General features: G+C 67.2%; 16 protein-coding genes and 2 tRNA genes. 12 read left to right on the top strand and 6 right to left on the bottom strand.

Annotation, left to right across the window (positions count from 1 at the left end; translation table 11 throughout):
- Window positions 1-26 precede the first annotated feature (26 nt).
- From gyrA to JW364_RS20195, 5 genes are all read left to right on the top strand, one after another.
- Complete coding sequence (gene gyrA / locus JW364_RS20215; protein ID WP_058252999.1) at window positions 27-2,516, top strand: DNA gyrase subunit A; 2,490 nt, start codon at window positions 27-29, stop codon at window positions 2,514-2,516.
- 117 nt (window positions 2,517-2,633) lie between these two features.
- Window positions 2,634-3,524, top strand: coding sequence for a DUF3566 domain-containing protein (locus JW364_RS20210; protein WP_205334183.1), 891 nt, complete (start codon window positions 2,634-2,636; stop codon window positions 3,522-3,524).
- Between the two features lie 66 nt (window positions 3,525-3,590).
- Window positions 3,591-3,664: transfer RNA gene (locus JW364_RS20205), tRNA-Ile, on the top strand.
- Between the two features lie 61 nt (window positions 3,665-3,725).
- A tRNA-Ala gene (locus JW364_RS20200) sits at window positions 3,726-3,801 on the top strand.
- Between the two features lie 175 nt (window positions 3,802-3,976).
- Window positions 3,977-4,909 carry a saccharopine dehydrogenase gene (locus JW364_RS20195; RefSeq protein ID WP_159369720.1) on the top strand — a complete coding sequence of 311 codons (933 nt, stop codon included), beginning with the start codon at window positions 3,977-3,979 and terminating at the stop codon, window positions 4,907-4,909.
- A gap of 8 nt (window positions 4,910-4,917) precedes the next feature.
- Here the strand turns inward: JW364_RS20195 and JW364_RS20190 are convergent, their stop codons facing one another.
- Window positions 4,918-5,484: a dihydrofolate reductase family protein gene (locus tag JW364_RS20190; protein ID WP_205334184.1), complete on the bottom strand. Its 567-nt coding sequence runs from the start codon at window positions 5,482-5,484 to the stop codon at window positions 4,918-4,920.
- 74 nt (window positions 5,485-5,558) lie between these two features.
- Here JW364_RS20190 and JW364_RS20185 point away from each other — a divergent pair, with 74 nt between their 5' ends.
- Both JW364_RS20185 and JW364_RS20180 read left to right on the top strand, forming a co-directional pair.
- Window positions 5,559-6,128: a TetR/AcrR family transcriptional regulator gene (locus JW364_RS20185; RefSeq protein WP_205334185.1), complete on the top strand. Its 570-nt coding sequence runs from the start codon at window positions 5,559-5,561 to the stop codon at window positions 6,126-6,128.
- Window positions 6,129-6,195: 67 nt separating this feature from the next.
- Window positions 6,196-7,473, top strand: coding sequence for a serine/threonine-protein kinase (locus JW364_RS20180; protein WP_205334186.1), 1,278 nt, complete (start codon window positions 6,196-6,198; stop codon window positions 7,471-7,473).
- A 19-nt stretch (window positions 7,474-7,492) separates the two neighbouring features.
- On the opposite strand, the gene JW364_RS20175 is transcribed toward JW364_RS20180, so the two are convergent.
- Together JW364_RS20175 and mrf are read right to left on the bottom strand one after the other, a co-directional pair.
- Window positions 7,493-7,750 (bottom strand): type B 50S ribosomal protein L31, encoded by a 258-nt coding sequence (locus JW364_RS20175; protein WP_165629297.1) that lies wholly within the window; start codon window positions 7,748-7,750, stop codon window positions 7,493-7,495.
- Between the two features lie 37 nt (window positions 7,751-7,787).
- Window positions 7,788-9,137: a ribosome hibernation factor-recruiting GTPase MRF gene (mrf, locus tag JW364_RS20170; RefSeq protein ID WP_205334187.1), complete on the bottom strand. Its 1,350-nt coding sequence runs from the start codon at window positions 9,135-9,137 to the stop codon at window positions 7,788-7,790.
- Window positions 9,138-9,241: 104 nt separating this feature from the next.
- On the opposite strand from mrf, the gene rpmB reads away from it, so the two are divergent.
- Genes rpmB through rpsR form a run of 4 tightly spaced genes read left to right on the top strand, consistent with a single transcriptional unit; the run spans window position 9,242 to window position 10,239 of the window.
- Complete coding sequence (rpmB, locus tag JW364_RS20165; RefSeq protein WP_004020952.1) at window positions 9,242-9,478, top strand: 50S ribosomal protein L28; 237 nt, start codon at window positions 9,242-9,244, stop codon at window positions 9,476-9,478.
- Window positions 9,478-9,642: a 50S ribosomal protein L33 gene (gene rpmG, locus JW364_RS20160; protein WP_205334188.1), complete on the top strand. Its 165-nt coding sequence runs from the start codon at window positions 9,478-9,480 to the stop codon at window positions 9,640-9,642. Before rpmB ends, rpmG begins: the two co-directional genes overlap by 1 nt.
- Window positions 9,642-9,947, top strand: coding sequence for a 30S ribosomal protein S14 (rpsN, locus tag JW364_RS20155; protein ID WP_205334189.1), 306 nt, complete (start codon window positions 9,642-9,644; stop codon window positions 9,945-9,947). Before rpmG ends, rpsN begins: the two co-directional genes overlap by 1 nt.
- 28 nt (window positions 9,948-9,975) lie before the next feature.
- Window positions 9,976-10,239 carry a 30S ribosomal protein S18 gene (gene rpsR, locus JW364_RS20150; RefSeq protein ID WP_058253006.1) on the top strand — a complete coding sequence of 88 codons (264 nt, stop codon included), beginning with the start codon at window positions 9,976-9,978 and terminating at the stop codon, window positions 10,237-10,239.
- A 264-nt stretch (window positions 10,240-10,503) separates the two neighbouring features.
- Here rpsR and JW364_RS20145 read toward each other — a convergent pair whose 3' ends face one another.
- From JW364_RS20145 to JW364_RS20135, 3 genes are all read right to left on the bottom strand, one after another.
- Window positions 10,504-11,223 (bottom strand): type 1 glutamine amidotransferase domain-containing protein, encoded by a 720-nt coding sequence (locus JW364_RS20145; protein WP_058253007.1) that lies wholly within the window; start codon window positions 11,221-11,223, stop codon window positions 10,504-10,506.
- A gap of 107 nt (window positions 11,224-11,330) precedes the next feature.
- Window positions 11,331-12,179, bottom strand: coding sequence for an SDR family NAD(P)-dependent oxidoreductase (locus JW364_RS20140; protein WP_159369726.1), 849 nt, complete (start codon window positions 12,177-12,179; stop codon window positions 11,331-11,333).
- On the bottom strand, window positions 12,169-12,420 hold the full coding sequence (locus tag JW364_RS20135; protein WP_068970751.1) for a hypothetical protein: 252 nt from the start codon (window positions 12,418-12,420) through the stop codon (window positions 12,169-12,171). Before JW364_RS20135 ends, JW364_RS20140 begins: the two co-directional genes overlap by 11 nt.
- A gap of 78 nt (window positions 12,421-12,498) precedes the next feature.
- On the opposite strand from JW364_RS20135, the gene JW364_RS20130 reads away from it, so the two are divergent.
- Window positions 12,499-13,983, top strand: coding sequence for a DHA2 family efflux MFS transporter permease subunit (locus tag JW364_RS20130; RefSeq protein WP_205334190.1), 1,485 nt, complete (start codon window positions 12,499-12,501; stop codon window positions 13,981-13,983).
- The last annotated feature ends 370 nt before the right edge of the window (window positions 13,984-14,353 follow it).

Below are 14,353 nucleotides of genomic sequence, written 5' to 3'. Positions count from 1 at the left end.
CCGCTCCGATCGGAGAAAGTACACACATGACTGACACCACCCTGCCGCCCGCCGGCGGTGAAGGCGATCGCATTGAGCCCGTCGATCTCGGGCAGGAGATGCAGAAGAGCTACATCGACTACGCGATGAGCGTCATCGTGGGCCGTGCGCTCCCCGAGGTCCGCGACGGTCTCAAGCCGGTGCACCGCCGCCTCCTCTACGCGTCTTTCGACGCCGGGTTCCGCCCGGACCGCAGCTATGTCAAATCGGCGAAACCCGTTGCGGAGACGATGGGTAACTACCATCCGCACGGCGACACCGCGATCTACGACGCCCTGGTGCGCCTCGCCCAGCCGTGGTCGATGCGGTACCCGCTCATCGACGGTCAGGGCAACTTCGGCTCGCGGGGCAACGACGGTGCCGCGGCGATGCGTTACACCGAGGCCCGGCTCACCCCGCTGGCCATGGAGATGCTGCGCGACATCGGCGAGGAGACAGTCGATTTCGTCCCCAACTACGACGGCAAGACGAATGAACCGACGGTCCTGCCGTCGCGTATCCCGAACCTGCTGATCAATGGTTCCGGCGGTATCGCCGTCGGTATGGCGACGAACATGCCCCCGCACAACCTCAACGAGGTTGCCGATGCGGTGTTCTGGGCGCTGGAGAACCACGACGCCGACGACGAGACCACCCTCGCCGCGTGCATGGAGTGCATCAAGGGACCCGACTTCCCCACGGCCGGACTGATCGTCGGCAGCCAGGGGATCAAGGACGCCTACACCACCGGGCGCGGCAGCATCCGGATGCGCAGTGTCGTCGACATCGAGGAGAACAAGGGATCCACCACGCTGGTGGTCACCGAGTTGCCCTACCAGGTCAACCCGGACAACCTGATCCAATCGATCGCCGAGCAGGTCAACGAGGGAAAGCTGAAGGGCATCAGCCGGATCGAGGATCAGTCCTCGGACCGCGTCGGCATGCGGATCGTGGTGACGCTGCGTCGCGACGCCGTCGCGAAGGTCGTCCTGAACAACCTGTACAAGCACAGCCAGTTGCAGACCAGCTTCGGTGCGAACATGCTGTCCATCGTCGACGGCGTGCCCCGCACGCTGCGTCTGGACCAGATGATCCGCTACTACGTGGCGCATCAGATCGACGTCATCGTGCGACGGACGCGGTACCGGTTGCGCAAGGCCGAGGAGCGCGCCCACATCCTGCGTGGTCTGGTGAAAGCCCTTGACGCGCTTGACGAAGTGATCGCGCTGATCCGCCGCTCGGCCAACACCGAGACCGCGCGTACCGGCCTGATCGACCTCCTCGACATCGACGAGATCCAGGCCGATGCGATCCTCGCGATGCAGTTGCGCCGTCTGTCGGCCCTGGAACGCCAGAAGATCGTCGACGAACTCGCCGAGATTGAACTCGAGATCGCCGATTACAAGGACATCCTCGACCGGCCCGAGCGTCAGCGCGCCATCGTGCGCGACGAGCTCAAGGAGGTCGTCGAGAAGTACGGTGACGAGCGTCGGACCAAGATCATCGCGGCCGACGGCGATGTGAGCGACGAGGATCTGATCGCTCGCGAGGACGTCGTGGTCACGATCACCGAGACCGGATACGCCAAGCGCACGAAGACCGACCTGTACCGCAGCCAGCGTCGCGGCGGCAAGGGTGTGCAGGGTGCCGGGCTCAAGCAGGACGACATCGTCAAGCACTTCTTCGTGTGCTCGACCCACGACTGGATCCTGTTCTTCACCACCAAGGGTCGCGTCTACCGCGCCAAGGCCTACGAGCTGCCCGAGGCGAACCGCACCGCCCGTGGTCAGCATGTCGCCAACCTCCTGGCCTTCCAGCCGGAGGAGCGGATCGCCCAGGTCATCCAGCTGAAGACCTACGAGGATGCGCCGTATCTGGTGCTCGCCACCCGCAACGGCCTGGTGAAGAAGTCGCGACTGGTCGACTTCGACTCCAACCGCTCCGGCGGCATCGCGGCGATCAACCTGCGTGGCGAGGACGAGTTGGTCGGCGCCCAATTGTGCAGCGCCGACGACGATCTGCTCCTGGTGTCGCAGAAGGGACAGTCGATCCGGTTCCACGCCGACGACGAAGCCCTGCGGCCGATGGGCCGGCAGACCTCCGGCGTCCAGGGCATGCGGTTCAACACCGACGACACGCTGTTGTCACTGAACGTCGTCCGCGAGGGCACCTACCTGCTGGTCGCCACGTCCGGCGGGTACGCCAAGCGGACCGGTATGGACGACTACCCGGTGCAGGGTCGCGGCGGCAAGGGTGTGCTGACGATCGCCCACGATCGTCGACGCGGTGAGCTGATCGGCGCGCTCATCGTCGACGACGACTCCGAGCTCTACGCCATCACCTCGGGGGGCGGAGTCATCCGCACCACGGCGAAATCGGTGCGCAAGGCCGGACGCCAGACCAAGGGTGTCCGTCTGATGAACATCGACGAGGGCACCACGGTCATCGCCATCGCCCGCAACGCCGACGAGCCGGACGAGACAGAGGTCTCTTCCTAGGCGTTAGGGTGAAGGCCACTGTTGCTCGACCCGTCGCGAGTCGACGGGTCGGGAACGGTGGGTTCGGACCCGGCGCCGAGCGAGCAACGTCAGGAACGCCTGAGTGAGGGAATGTCTGTGAGCACACCGAACGAGCCGCATCAGGACCAGAACGGGCGCCCCGCCGGGGGACCGGCGGGACCCGGAACGGGAACCCCGACCGGGGGACTGGTGCCGCCGTGGCAGCGGGGGCCGGTCGACGATCCGTCGGCCGCCCCGACCGAGACGTTCAACCGCGACGCCGCTCAGCGTCCGAGCACCGGCGAGGGCCCAGCCGGCCCGCCGCTGAACAACCCGGGCGGCCCGCCGCCGCGTGGCGTCGTGACGAACAGCGGCACCGCTGCCGCCAGCATGAGTGGCCAGCAGGCCCCGGTGACCAAGCTGGAGAGTCCGCGTCGATCGGGTACGGCGACGGCGACCGAGGAACCCGGCTTCGTCGAGTCACCCACCAGCACGATCGACCGCGGACACCTTCCGGAGAACGATCTGCCCGACCTCGATCAGATCCACCACACGGCGGACCTGAAGCGACCCGAGACGGCACAGGCGCCGGGATCCAAGCCCTCCGCACCGCGGTCGGCGCCTCGCCAGGTACTCGCCGCCGGGACCGCGCTGCGCGCCTCGGTGCAGGTGCGTCGGATCGACCCGTGGGCGACGTTCAAGGTTGCGGCCGTGCTGTCGGTGGTCGGGTTTTTCATCTGGATGATTTCCGTCGCCGTGCTGTACCTCATCCTCGACGGCATGGGCGTGTGGGATCAGGTGAACAACAGCTTCGGAACGCTCATGGCGGAGGAATCGGCCGCGAGTAACGACGTGATCGGGGCGGGCACCGTCTTCGGCGCCGCGGCGCTTCTGGGCGCCATCAACGCGATCCTGCTGACCGCGCTCGCGACGATCGGCAGCTACATCTACAACATCTGTGCCGACCTCGTCGGCGGCGCCGAGGTGACTCTCGCCGACCTCGATTGAGTGAGCGCCTGACCAGCCGTTTTGTTTGTTGGGGCATCGGTCGGGTAATCTCACTCCTCGGTTCAAGGGCCTATAGCTCAGGCGGTTAGAGCGCTTCGCTGATAACGAAGAGGTCGGAGGTTCAAGTCCTCCTAGGCCCACTGCGACAGATGTTTTCGGACATCGGAATCTCGCATCCCGCCGAACCGATCGGGACGGCACGGGGCCTTAGCTCAGTTGGTAGAGCGCTGCCTTTGCAAGGCAGATGTCAGGAGTTCGAATCTCCTAGGCTCCACCACTTCACCTCGAAGGCGACGAAGCGGCTCGACGAGCCCTCGTCGCCTTTCGTGTTTCCGCGGCCGGGTGTGCCAGCCCCGACCCCAGGTGCGACGCGTACGCGAGGATCACCGTTGAACGAGACGGCTGTCCGCGAGGATGGTCCTCGGCAGTCGGTATCGACGAACTGGGTGAGGATGAACGAATCGAACGAGCACGCGAACCCACGGGTCCTCCTTCTCGGTGGGCGGGGTGCGGTGGGCACCGTCGTTGCCCGCGAACTCGAGCAGGACGGTCACGTCGTGACCGTGACGAGCCGCACGGCGAGCGGGGACGCCCGGATCGATCTGCGCGGCGACCTCGCGACCCTGCGCGACCTCGCTGCCGAACACGATGTCGTCGTCAACGCCTCCGGCATCGAACGCCCGGAGCTGGGAGCCGCGACCGGGCAGACGCCGCTGGTCGACATCTCGGCCTCCGGCGCCTATCTCGACCGACTACGTGCCACGGCCACCGGGCCCGTCGTCCTGGGGGCAGGGTTGGCACCGGGCCTCAGCACCATCCTGACCGCCGCACTCGACTCGCGCCCGGACGACGACCTCGATGTGCTCGTGATGCTGGGGGCCGGGGAGAAGCACGGTCCCGCCGCGGTCGCGTGGACCGTCGGGCTGGTCGGCACCAACGTCCACCGCCCGCCGGAGAATCGGCCGGTGCGGAATCTCCGGGACAGCCGGCAAGCGACCGGACCCGACGGCCGGACCCGGCGCTACCTACGAGCGGACTTCCCCGACCATGTCCTCCTTGGCGACAGACCCGGCGTGGTCCGGTCGTATCTCACCCTCAGTTCGGGGCCGATGACCGCGGCCCTCGGGCTCGTCGGACGGATACCCGCACTGCGAAGCACCCTGACGTGGGCACCCGCCCTCGGCTCGGACGGGTGGCATGTCCTCGCCGAGAATCGGCGCACCGGTGAGCGTCGGCACGCCTCGGGCGCCGGTCAGTCCGAGGCGACGGGCCGGTTGACCGCACTGGCTGCGTCGCGAGCGGCGGCGCAACTCCGCAGCAGCACCAGGACCGTGACGATGGCCGATCTCGTGGCGGCCGACGAGGCGCTCGCGGTGCTGAGCTAGGTCCGTGCCTACGTCGCGGCGTATTCCACGAACGACACCCCGGTGTCGAAGTCGTGTGCGCTGACGCGTCGAAACCTCCTGGGCGCGTACCGGCCGGGCGCCATCAGCGGAATGCCGCTCCCGAACATCACCGGCTGACGCTTGAGGACAAACCGGTCGATCTCGTCGGCCAGTTGAGTCGCGAGATCGCCGCCTCCGCAGAGCCAGATGTCTTTTCCCTTGCGCTGTTTGAGCTCACGCACCACCTCGACCGGGTCGCGATCCGTGAACGTCACGCCGTCCACCGGGTCGCGTCGACGATGGGTGAAGACGTACTGGTCGAGGTGGCGATACGGACTCGTCACCTCTGGCAACCCGGCGGCATAGGTACCGGCTCCCATCAGGACGGTGTCGAAAATCCCTGTGCTCTGGTCGATCCCGAGTGCGGCGGCGTAGTCCGTCGGGATGGTGTCGGCGAACCGCTCGTTGATGCCGTCCATGTGATCGCCCTCCATCAGAAAGGCGTCGAACTGGCCGTCCGGTCCGGCGATGTACCCGTCGAGACTCACGGCCACGTAGTACACGAGTTCACGCATGCTGATCCCCAATCACTTCAGATGTAGTGGTTGAGAAACTACAGCACATGTAGTGGTTGCGCTATCGTTTTCTCATGGCCCGTAACGACGACCGTCGACGCGCCCTGGCCGATGCGGGTCTAGAAGTGCTCGCCGACGCCGGCGCGCGTGGACTCACCCACCGCGCGGTGGACCGTGCCGCCGGCGTGCCCCTCGGTACGACGACGAACTACTTCCGTTCTCGCTCAGTACTTCTCACCGGATTGGTGGAGCGCATCTACGAGCGACTGGCACCGAGTGACGAGTTCATCGCCGAGCGGGCCGGACGCACACCGACCCGGGAGCTGTTCGCCGAGTATCTCCGCAACATCGTCGAGCGTCTGATGGCAAACCGGACCGTCACCATCGCACTGATCGAACTCCGGTTGGAAGGAATTCGACGTCCCGAGGTCGCGGAGATCATCGGGGAATGGCGTCGGACCGGGTTCGCCGGGGACGTGGCGTTCAACGAACAGGCGGGTCTGCCCGGGTCGGCACGGGAGATCGCCCTCTTCCACTACGCCGTCGACGGACTCCTCCTCGACCAGCTGACCGGCCCACTGCTCCCGGATGTGCCTGTCGACGACATCGTCGACGCGCTGGTCGACGGGTTGCTGCCGGGCTGAGATCACGCCGTCCGACTCCGGCTCCGGGTCGACGATGGCCGGGAATGGCACCCGCTACCGTGAACAAGTGGACCGAGACCTGCTCGACGGACGCGACGAGATCCGGGGAGTTCTCGGACGCGGTGGCATGGCGGTGGTCCACGACGGGTGGGACCGGCGACTCCACCGGTCGGTCGCCATCAAGCTACTGCGCTCAGAGCCGGAGACCCCGACGGTCGCACGTGACCGGTTCATTGCAGAGGCGCGGGCGGCCGCCGCGCTCAACCACCCCAACATCGTCGCCGTCCACGACTTCGGCGAGCACGACGGAACGCCGTACATCGTGATGGAACGGCTGAGTGGCACAACGGTCGGCGATCTCATGGCCGGCGGGCCGTTGCCGCCCCACCGCGTCGCCGCGATCCTCGAGGACGTCCTGGCCGCCCTGTACGCCGCCCATTCCGCCGGGGTGCTGCACCGCGACATCAAACCCGCGAACTTGCTGATGTCCGGCGACCGGGTGAAGGTTGCCGATCTCGGCATCGCCAAGACGGCCGGGATGGCGCACACGGCGACGGGAGAAGTGGTCGGAACCATCTGTTACCTCAGTCCCGGTCGCGTGTTGGGCCGGGTGGCGACACCGGCCGACGATCTCTACGCGGCTGCGGTCGTCGCATATGAGGCCCTGACGGGTCGCCGAGCGTACGACCACGACAACCCTGCCGCCGTCGCGCACGCGATCCTGCACGCGCCGCCGCCACTGCTGGCCGACATCCGTCCGGATGTCGCGCCGGCACTGCGCGAGACGATCGACCGGGCCATGCGTCCGGGTGACACCGTGCCGTTTCCGAGTGCTGCGGCGATGAGCGCGGCGCTGGCCGGGCATGGCGACCACATGGGCCCGGACGGGACGAGTCGGCTCACGGCGCCGATGCCGCCACCGTCCCCGCCAACTCGCACCGCCTCGGGGACGGCTTCGCTTCCGGAAGGGCCGAACCGCTCCCGACGTCGAACGTCGATCGCGGTGCTGGGCGGCGCCGCCGCTCTGCTGACCGCCCTTCTCGTCGCCGTCGTCGTCATCGCCACCGGATCCGACGACGACACCCCAGTTCCGGCGACCCCGACCTCCCTGCCGGCCGCCGAGTCCTCGACCACCGAATCACGGCCGACTCCACCGCCGAGCACGATCGACGCGCCCGCGCCGATCCCTCTGCCGACCGGCGCGACGGAGATCGACACCCCCCAGACCGAGGAGGGACCGGCCGGAAGCGGCGGAAACGGGCGGGGCAACAGCGGTGGTGGCAACGGCGGTGGTGGCAAGAGCGAGAACAAGGGGAACGGGAAACCGAAGGACGACAAGAACTGACGTCGCCCATCGACGTCCCTCAGTCGTCCTTGTTCAGGTGCGCGTAGCGCCGGCGGAACTTCTCGACCCGGCCGGCGACGTCGGGGATCGTATTGACCCCGGTGTAGAACGGGTGCGAGTCGCTGGTGACATCGACGGTGATGAGCGGGTACTCGTTGCCGTCGGACCAGGTGACGGTCGTCGACGATGTCGCCGTCGATCGGGTGAGGAACTCCTTGCCCGTCGATCCGTCGCGGATGACGACGGGGTGGTAATCGGGGTGGATGCCCTTCTTCATGTGGGTGCCTTCCGGTGAGATGTGGGTCGGTGCGGGTTCAGTTGTCCCGGGGATCAGCGTCGACGCCGGGGAATGCGTCCACGGTCGACTCGCCGACGTCGAGGTCATCGCACGGGTCGGCGTGGAACTGCCCGAACGGATCGTCGAAGTGCGACCAGAACTGTTGTCCGGCAGCGAATTCGACCTCGTTCAGGCAGGCGCCGCGGAGGGCCTCCTCGATCTGGGCGGGGTCGCCCTGATGGACGAGCGCGACGAGCGAGGTGTGCCGGTCGCCGAAGGTCTCGTCCCAGCGCAGTGCACCGAGAGCCCGACGCTCGTCGGGTACTTGCGCGAGTTCGTCATCGGTCATCGAGGCGAGCCAGGGACCTCCGTGCGCGACGCGCAGTCCGCCGCCGGCCGACTCGAGCCAGAGCGCCTCGTCGGGCTGGGTGGCGATCCAGAGTCGCCCGCGTGCACAGACGACCCCGTCGAGGAGGGCGTCGATCGCCTCGTGGAAGCGACCCGGGTGCAGCGGTCGATCGCTGTGGAACTCGACCCACGTGACCCCGCAGTCGGAGTCCAGTGGCGGTTCGCCCGCGAGGAGAGGGTCGTGCGGACCGTCGATGCGTCCGCGACGTGAACGGGGCGGTACCGCGGCGAGCAGTTGCTCGGCCAGGACGGGTGTGATCGGGCGCTGCGGCAACTCGAACATCATCGGGACGTTCGGCGCGAGCCGTTTGAGGACGGCGACGAGTCGCGCGGACGCCCAGGCGTCGCGGACGGTCGGGTCGCATGCCGCGACCACCAGTGCGTCGGCAAAAGCGACCTGACCGACCGCCACCTGGGCAAGGGTGCGGTCGTCGTCGAGCGCGACATGCCCACCCTCGGCGAGTGAGAGATCGCCGGTCGCCGACGTCAGCCAATCCTCCTCGGCCACACAGGCAACGGTGAGATCGACGCGGACGTCGGCGGCCGCCGGGGCGTCGTCGAACCCCGGCATGTCCGAGACGATGACGTTCTCGATCGACCAGGCGACCTGCTCGGGTTCGAGGACGGGATCGAGTGTGAGGACGATCCGGTTCACCGACGGTCGACGATGCAACCGCCGCAACAGAGGGAGCAGATCTTCGCGAAGGGTGCACGAGATGCAACCGTGGGCCAGTTCCACGATGCAGACGTCATGGTGGCTGCGACCGTCAGGGCCCCGCCAGCTGAGGGTCCGGACGACGCGGCCGTCCTCGACCTGTGTCAGGTCGTGGTGGACCTGGACGCTGCCGACGCCGCCGCACTCCAACGCGTCGCCCACCCGGTGGATCGACGACGCGTCGAGCCCGGTGACCAGCACGACCGGGGTCCGTTGGTCGCCCGGGGCGTCCTGCGGGTGGTTCGCGGATCGATCGTCGAGCACGACTCCACTCCGTTCTATTGGGAATGATTTCCATTTGTGCTTCGACGACGGTACCGTGGCCGCACAGTTAATGCCAATCATTGTCGATAAGAACAGGAGGCAGCATGTCCAAGAGGTGCCAGGTCACCGGTCGGGTACCCGGCTTCGGCAAGCAGGTGTCGCATTCGCACAAGCGGACGTCGCGCCGGTGGGACCCGAACATCCAGCGCCGCCGCTACTACGTGCCCAGCGAGGGGCGGTACGTGACGCTGCGCGTGAGCGCCAAGGGGATCTCGACGATCGACAAGCACGGCATCGAGTCGGTGCTGCGCAAGATCCGTGCCCGAGGGGAGAAGGTCTGATGGCGCGCAACGAGATCCGGCCGATCGTCAAACTGCGGTCCACCGCCGGGACCGGATACACCTATGTGACCCGGAAGAACCGCCGCAACGATCCCGACCGGATGGTGCTGTGCAAGTACGACCCCATCGCCCGCGCCCACGTCGACTTCCGAGAGGACCGCTGATGGCCAAGAAGTCCAAGATCGTCCGTAACGAACAGCGCCGCGAGGTCGTCGCGCGGTATGCCGACCTCCGCGCCGAACTGAAGCGCGCGAGCGTTGCAGTCAGTTCGACGCCCGAGGAGCGTTCGGAAGCGCTACGACGCCTACAACGGCTGCCGCGCAACGCAAGTCCGACTCGACTGCGCAACCGGGACGCCGTCGACGGCCGGCCCCGCGGGTACATCGGCAAGGCGGGCCTGTCCCGCGTGCGGTTCCGCGAACTCGCGCACCGCGGTGAACTACCCGGAATCCAGAAGTCCAGCTGGTGATCCGGACCCACGAGAACGAGGAACAGTGATGGCCAACAGAAGACAACGTCAGCGCGAGGAAGTGCCGGCGAAGCGCAAACGGAACCTGCTCATCGCACAGGGCGTGCGGGTCGACGGTCGTAATCCCGTGGACTACAAGGATGTCGCGTTGCTGCGGCAATTCTTGTCCGACAAGGGCAGAATCCGCAGCCGACGCCTCACGGGGCTGAGCCCGCAGGAGCAGCGCCAGGTCGCCACGGCGATCCGTAACGCGCGTGAGATGGCGTTGCTGCCGTACGACTCTCGGCACTGACAATTGCGCTCGGATACGAGCGGAGAGCCCCTCACCGCTCGCTGATCCGAGAGAACTACTCACCCACTGGTCCCTGAGGTGCGAGGAGCGCAAGCGACGAGCCACGAAGGGCCTGGTGAGGCGCCTTGCGAGGCCCTTCGTGGCTCGCTTCGCTCGCACCTCAGGGAGCAGGGGTGTGCTCGTCGCACCTCAGGGAGCAGGGGTGTGCTCCTCGCACCTCAGGGAGCAGATGGGTCGCGTTCCTCGGGGAGCGGGGTGCAGGTGCTACTTGGAACCCTGCGGCACGTTCTCGAGGCGATCCAGCAGGGTGCGTGCCAAGGATTCCGACGACGCGGGATTCTGGCCGGTCAGCAGGTTGCCGTCGGTCTCGATGTGGACCGTCCACGGTTCGGCGAGGGTGACCTTGAAACCTGCCTGGGTGAGCCGATCCTGGAGGAGCCAGGGAGCCTTGTCGGCGAGTCCGGCCTGTTCCTCCTCGGCGTTGCTGAAGCCGGTCACCGTGCGGCCGGCGAACGCGTTGACGCCGTCGGAGTTGTTCGCCGCCAACAGGATCGCCGGACCGTGACAGACGATTCCGAGCGGCAGTTGCGCCTCGTCGGCCGCTATCAGCAGAGCTCCCGCGTCCGCGTCGACGGCCAGGTCCTCCATGGGTCCGTGGCCGCCCGGGACGAACACGGCGTCGTAGTCGGCGATGCGAACGTCGGTGAGCGCTATCGGCTTCTGCAGCTCCGGAGCGGTCTCCACGACATGGCGGATTTCCGCGGCGCGCTCAGGTGTGCCGATGCTCTCGACCGCGAGGCTCGTCTCGTCGACCGGTGGCTTCGCGCCGTTCGGAGTGGCTACGGTCACCTTGTAGCCGGCCGCGCGGAACACTTCCAGCGGCGCGACGGCCTCCTCGGCCCAGAACCCGGTCTTGTGGCTCGAGCCGTCATTCAGCGTCCAGCTGCCGGCGCCGGTCATGATGAAGAGAATGTTGCGTGTCATCTGAACCTCCTGTGTCCAGGTAGACGGTGTCGGTCTCCGACCGCCAACGTAGAGAACAACCGCGGTCTCGGCCACGGCCCAGGTCAGGGCGGGGGAGACGGGTCAGGTCACGTCAAACCGGTGAGTTCCGCCGATCGCAGCCACAACCCGTCGATCAGCTTCTGGTCATGGGCCTGACGGTTCTCCCGACCATTGGCCTTGTGGCGATCGAAGTACACGCCGTTGACCGTCGGGTCGGCGCCGCGCTCGGCCAGGGCGATGAGCGGGGCAGCTCCCTGCTCGGGGGTGATGGTCACCAGGCGCGTCAGCGGAGACCGGTAGGCGAGCCCGACGAAGCGCGAGTCGCGGCCGAAGCTCGTTGCCGCCGGTCCGGGATGCACTGCGGCGGAATAGATCTTGTCACCGGTCCAGCGCTGCGCGATCCCGCGTGTGAACATGATGTTCATCAATTTGGCCGTACCGTAGGGCCGCATCGCGAGGGTCCGGCGCTTCTCGAAATCCAGGTCGTCGAGGTCGACCTTCCCGAAGAGGTTGCCGACGCTGGACGTGTTCAGGACGAGCGATTGTGGGGCCGCGGCCAACCGGTCCCGCACCAGGTGGGTCAGCAGGAACGGTGCGAGATGGTTGATCTGGAAGTTGGGTTCGTGCCCGTCGGACGTGCGGTGCGACGCGTCGAAAGTCCCGCCCGCGTTGTTCATCAGGACGTCGATGGTCCCGACGGCGGAATTGATCTCGGCGGCTAGATCCCGCACCTCCGAGAGCGCGGAGAAGTCGGCGGTGAACTGCCGCGCACCGGTCTCGGCGGCGATCGGCGCAAGCTTCTTCGCCGAGCGTCCGACGAGGACGAGATCGGTGTCGGGTCCGGCCAGGGATCGCGCGGCGATCGCGCCGATCCCGTCGCTGGCGCCGGTGAGGACGATGGTGCGTTTCTGTCCGGACGGGGTGTCACTGGCCATCGGTCGTGCCCTCCGATCCGCCGACCGCGTGACCCTCGTCAGTGTGGTCGGCCGGTGGCTGCGCTCCGTCGTAAGACGCCTTGTCTTCCCGGATTCGGTCGGTCTCGCCGATCTCCGTGTCCCCTGCGGTGGGCAGTGCCGAGGCCGGCCCGCCATTCTCGTCGGGGTCGCTCCGCATGTCGGGGTCGGCCTTCACTTCGTCGTCGGTCGTGGTCCATGTGGGCTTCTCGTTGTCCGGCATCTCTCCACCTTGCCCCAAGACGCGGGATTTCACACCGCCCTTGACTTCAACTGAACTTGAGGTTGTGTGCTCGTCGTCGTGACCACACTCGACCCGGCGAGCCGGCGCATCGGCCTCATCCTCGTCGTCCCGACCCTCATGGTGATGCTCGACGTGACGGTCGTGACCGTTGCGCTGCCGCAACTGACCACCGAATTCGATGCGCCGCTGTCCAGCGTGCAGTGGGTGACCACCGCGTATGCACTGGCCCTTGTCGCGGTCATGCCGCTGTCGGCCTACGCCAGCAACCGCTTCGGCGGCCGACGGGTCTACTGCGCGGCCCTCCTGGTCTTCGTTCTCGGTTCGCTCCTCACCGCCCTGTCCTGGAACATCGGCAGTCTCATCGTGTTTCGTGCGCTCCAGGGGCTCGGTGGTGGGATGCTGCAACCCGTCGGCATGGCCATTGCGCTGCAGGCCGTGCCGGAGGCGTTGCGCGGTCGGATGATGGCCATCCTGGGACTGCCCACCCTCGTCGGTCCCGTGCTCGGTCCGGTGCTGGGCGGCGTTCTCGTCGACCACGGCAGCTGGCGTGTCGTCTTCGCGGTGAACGTGCCCCTCGGCCTGATCGCGGCGGCCCTGGCGTGGCGGTTCTTCCCCCGAACCGCCACGCGCGGCATGCCGCGAATCGACCTGCGAGCCGTGGCGGCGCTGTCACCGGGCGGGGCGTTCCTGGTTCTCGGCCTGTCCCGCGCCGGGGACACCGGGTCGCTGCTCGCGGCATCGATACTTGTCCCGGTCGGTATCGGACTGGTCTTGCTGGGATACTTCGTCCGACGATCGCTGCGCAGCCGCACGCCCGTCCTGGATCTCCGGCTATTGGCGCACGCGCGTCTGCGCGGTGGCGTCGTGGTGATGATCTTCTTCGCCGGGGCGTACTTCGGATCGATGACGATCCTGCCCATCTACGTCCAGTCGGTCCGATCCGATTCGGCCACGACCGCCGGCATGCTGTTCGTCCTCCCCGCGCTCCTGAGCGGCATCACTCTCCAGATCGCCACGCGGGTCGCCGATTCCGTGGACCCGCGACGGGTTGCGATCTGCGGCATCGTGCTGTCGACGACGGCGATGATCCTGATGGCCACGCTGCTCGACGAGTCGACCCCCTACCCGGCCGTCGTCGCGATCCTCGCTCTCATGGGGATCGGTGTCGGCGCGACGATGCTGCCCACCATGACGGCCGCCACCCGCGACCTCGAGGGCGCGGACACCCCGGGCGGCACGACCATCCTCACGACCTCGAACCAGTTCGCCGTCGCGCTGGCGTCGGCCGCGATCACGGCCACCATTGCGGCCCTGATGAATTCGCGCAGTACGGCGGTCGACGGTCGGGGAGTGGCGGGTGCGATGTCGTTGAGTCCCGCCGAACGCATCGACGCCGCGCCCGAGTTGGCCTCGGCGATCGCCGACACGTACCTCCTCACGGCCGGTCTTCTCGTGTGTGCCCTGCTCGCGGCCGTGTTCGTGATGCCGGCGCGGCGGACCCTTCGAGACGCTCGCAAGCTCGCTCCTCAGGGGGCGGGGTGACGTGCGCGAGCTTGCTGCTCAGTATCTGCGGCCTGGCGGCCGTCGTGGACTGCGAAAAAGCAACTCGTGAGCGTCAGAACTCCATGTTCCCTGAGGTGCGAGCGAAGCGAGCCACGAAGGGTGTAGCAACACGCCTCACCAGGCCCTTCGTGGCAGTGAGAATGGGTGTGGGTGGTTGACCGGGTTTGGGTCTGACTTACTTCGTGGCTGACGGTGCTGTCATGGGCGAGATGTGTCGGCCCGGAACTCCGGTCGATCACCTGCACCAAGTGACCTGTGAGGACCGGGGCGGGTGTGACCTGATTAGGACCCTGTCTGGCTGGTAGGCCGTGACTCTTCACTGTCCTGTCCACCCGCCCCGGTGAGGTCA

Origin of the sequence: Gordonia sp. BP-119 (assembly GCF_016924115.1) — a bacterium.
Classification (GTDB): domain Bacteria; phylum Actinomycetota; class Actinomycetes; order Mycobacteriales; family Mycobacteriaceae; genus Gordonia; species Gordonia hongkongensis.
Note: the sequence above shows the minus strand (reverse complement) of the source record. Positions and strands in the feature narration are given on the sequence as shown.

Excerpts from the sequence above, each read along its gene's own strand:
- gyrA (WP_058252999.1), top strand. The coding sequence starts at position 27 with ATGACTGACACCACCCTGCCGCCCGCCGGCGGTGAAGGCGATCGCATT.
- JW364_RS20195 (WP_159369720.1), top strand. The coding sequence starts at position 3,977 with ATGAACGAATCGAACGAGCACGCGAACCCACGGGTCCTCCTTCTCGGT.
- JW364_RS20190 (WP_205334184.1), bottom strand. The coding sequence starts at position 5,484 with ATGCGTGAACTCGTGTACTACGTGGCCGTGAGTCTCGACGGGTACATC.
- JW364_RS20185 (WP_205334185.1), top strand. The coding sequence starts at position 5,559 with ATGGCCCGTAACGACGACCGTCGACGCGCCCTGGCCGATGCGGGTCTA.
- JW364_RS20175 (WP_165629297.1), bottom strand. The coding sequence starts at position 7,750 with ATGAAGAAGGGCATCCACCCCGATTACCACCCCGTCGTCATCCGCGAC.
- rpmB (WP_004020952.1), top strand. The coding sequence starts at position 9,242 with ATGTCCAAGAGGTGCCAGGTCACCGGTCGGGTACCCGGCTTCGGCAAG.
- rpmG (WP_205334188.1), top strand. The coding sequence starts at position 9,478 with ATGGCGCGCAACGAGATCCGGCCGATCGTCAAACTGCGGTCCACCGCC.
- rpsN (WP_205334189.1), top strand. The coding sequence starts at position 9,642 with ATGGCCAAGAAGTCCAAGATCGTCCGTAACGAACAGCGCCGCGAGGTC.
- rpsR (WP_058253006.1), top strand. The coding sequence starts at position 9,976 with ATGGCCAACAGAAGACAACGTCAGCGCGAGGAAGTGCCGGCGAAGCGC.
- JW364_RS20145 (WP_058253007.1), bottom strand. The coding sequence starts at position 11,223 with ATGACACGCAACATTCTCTTCATCATGACCGGCGCCGGCAGCTGGACG.
- JW364_RS20140 (WP_159369726.1), bottom strand. The coding sequence starts at position 12,179 with ATGGCCAGTGACACCCCGTCCGGACAGAAACGCACCATCGTCCTCACC.
- JW364_RS20135 (WP_068970751.1), bottom strand. The coding sequence starts at position 12,420 with ATGCCGGACAACGAGAAGCCCACATGGACCACGACCGACGACGAAGTG.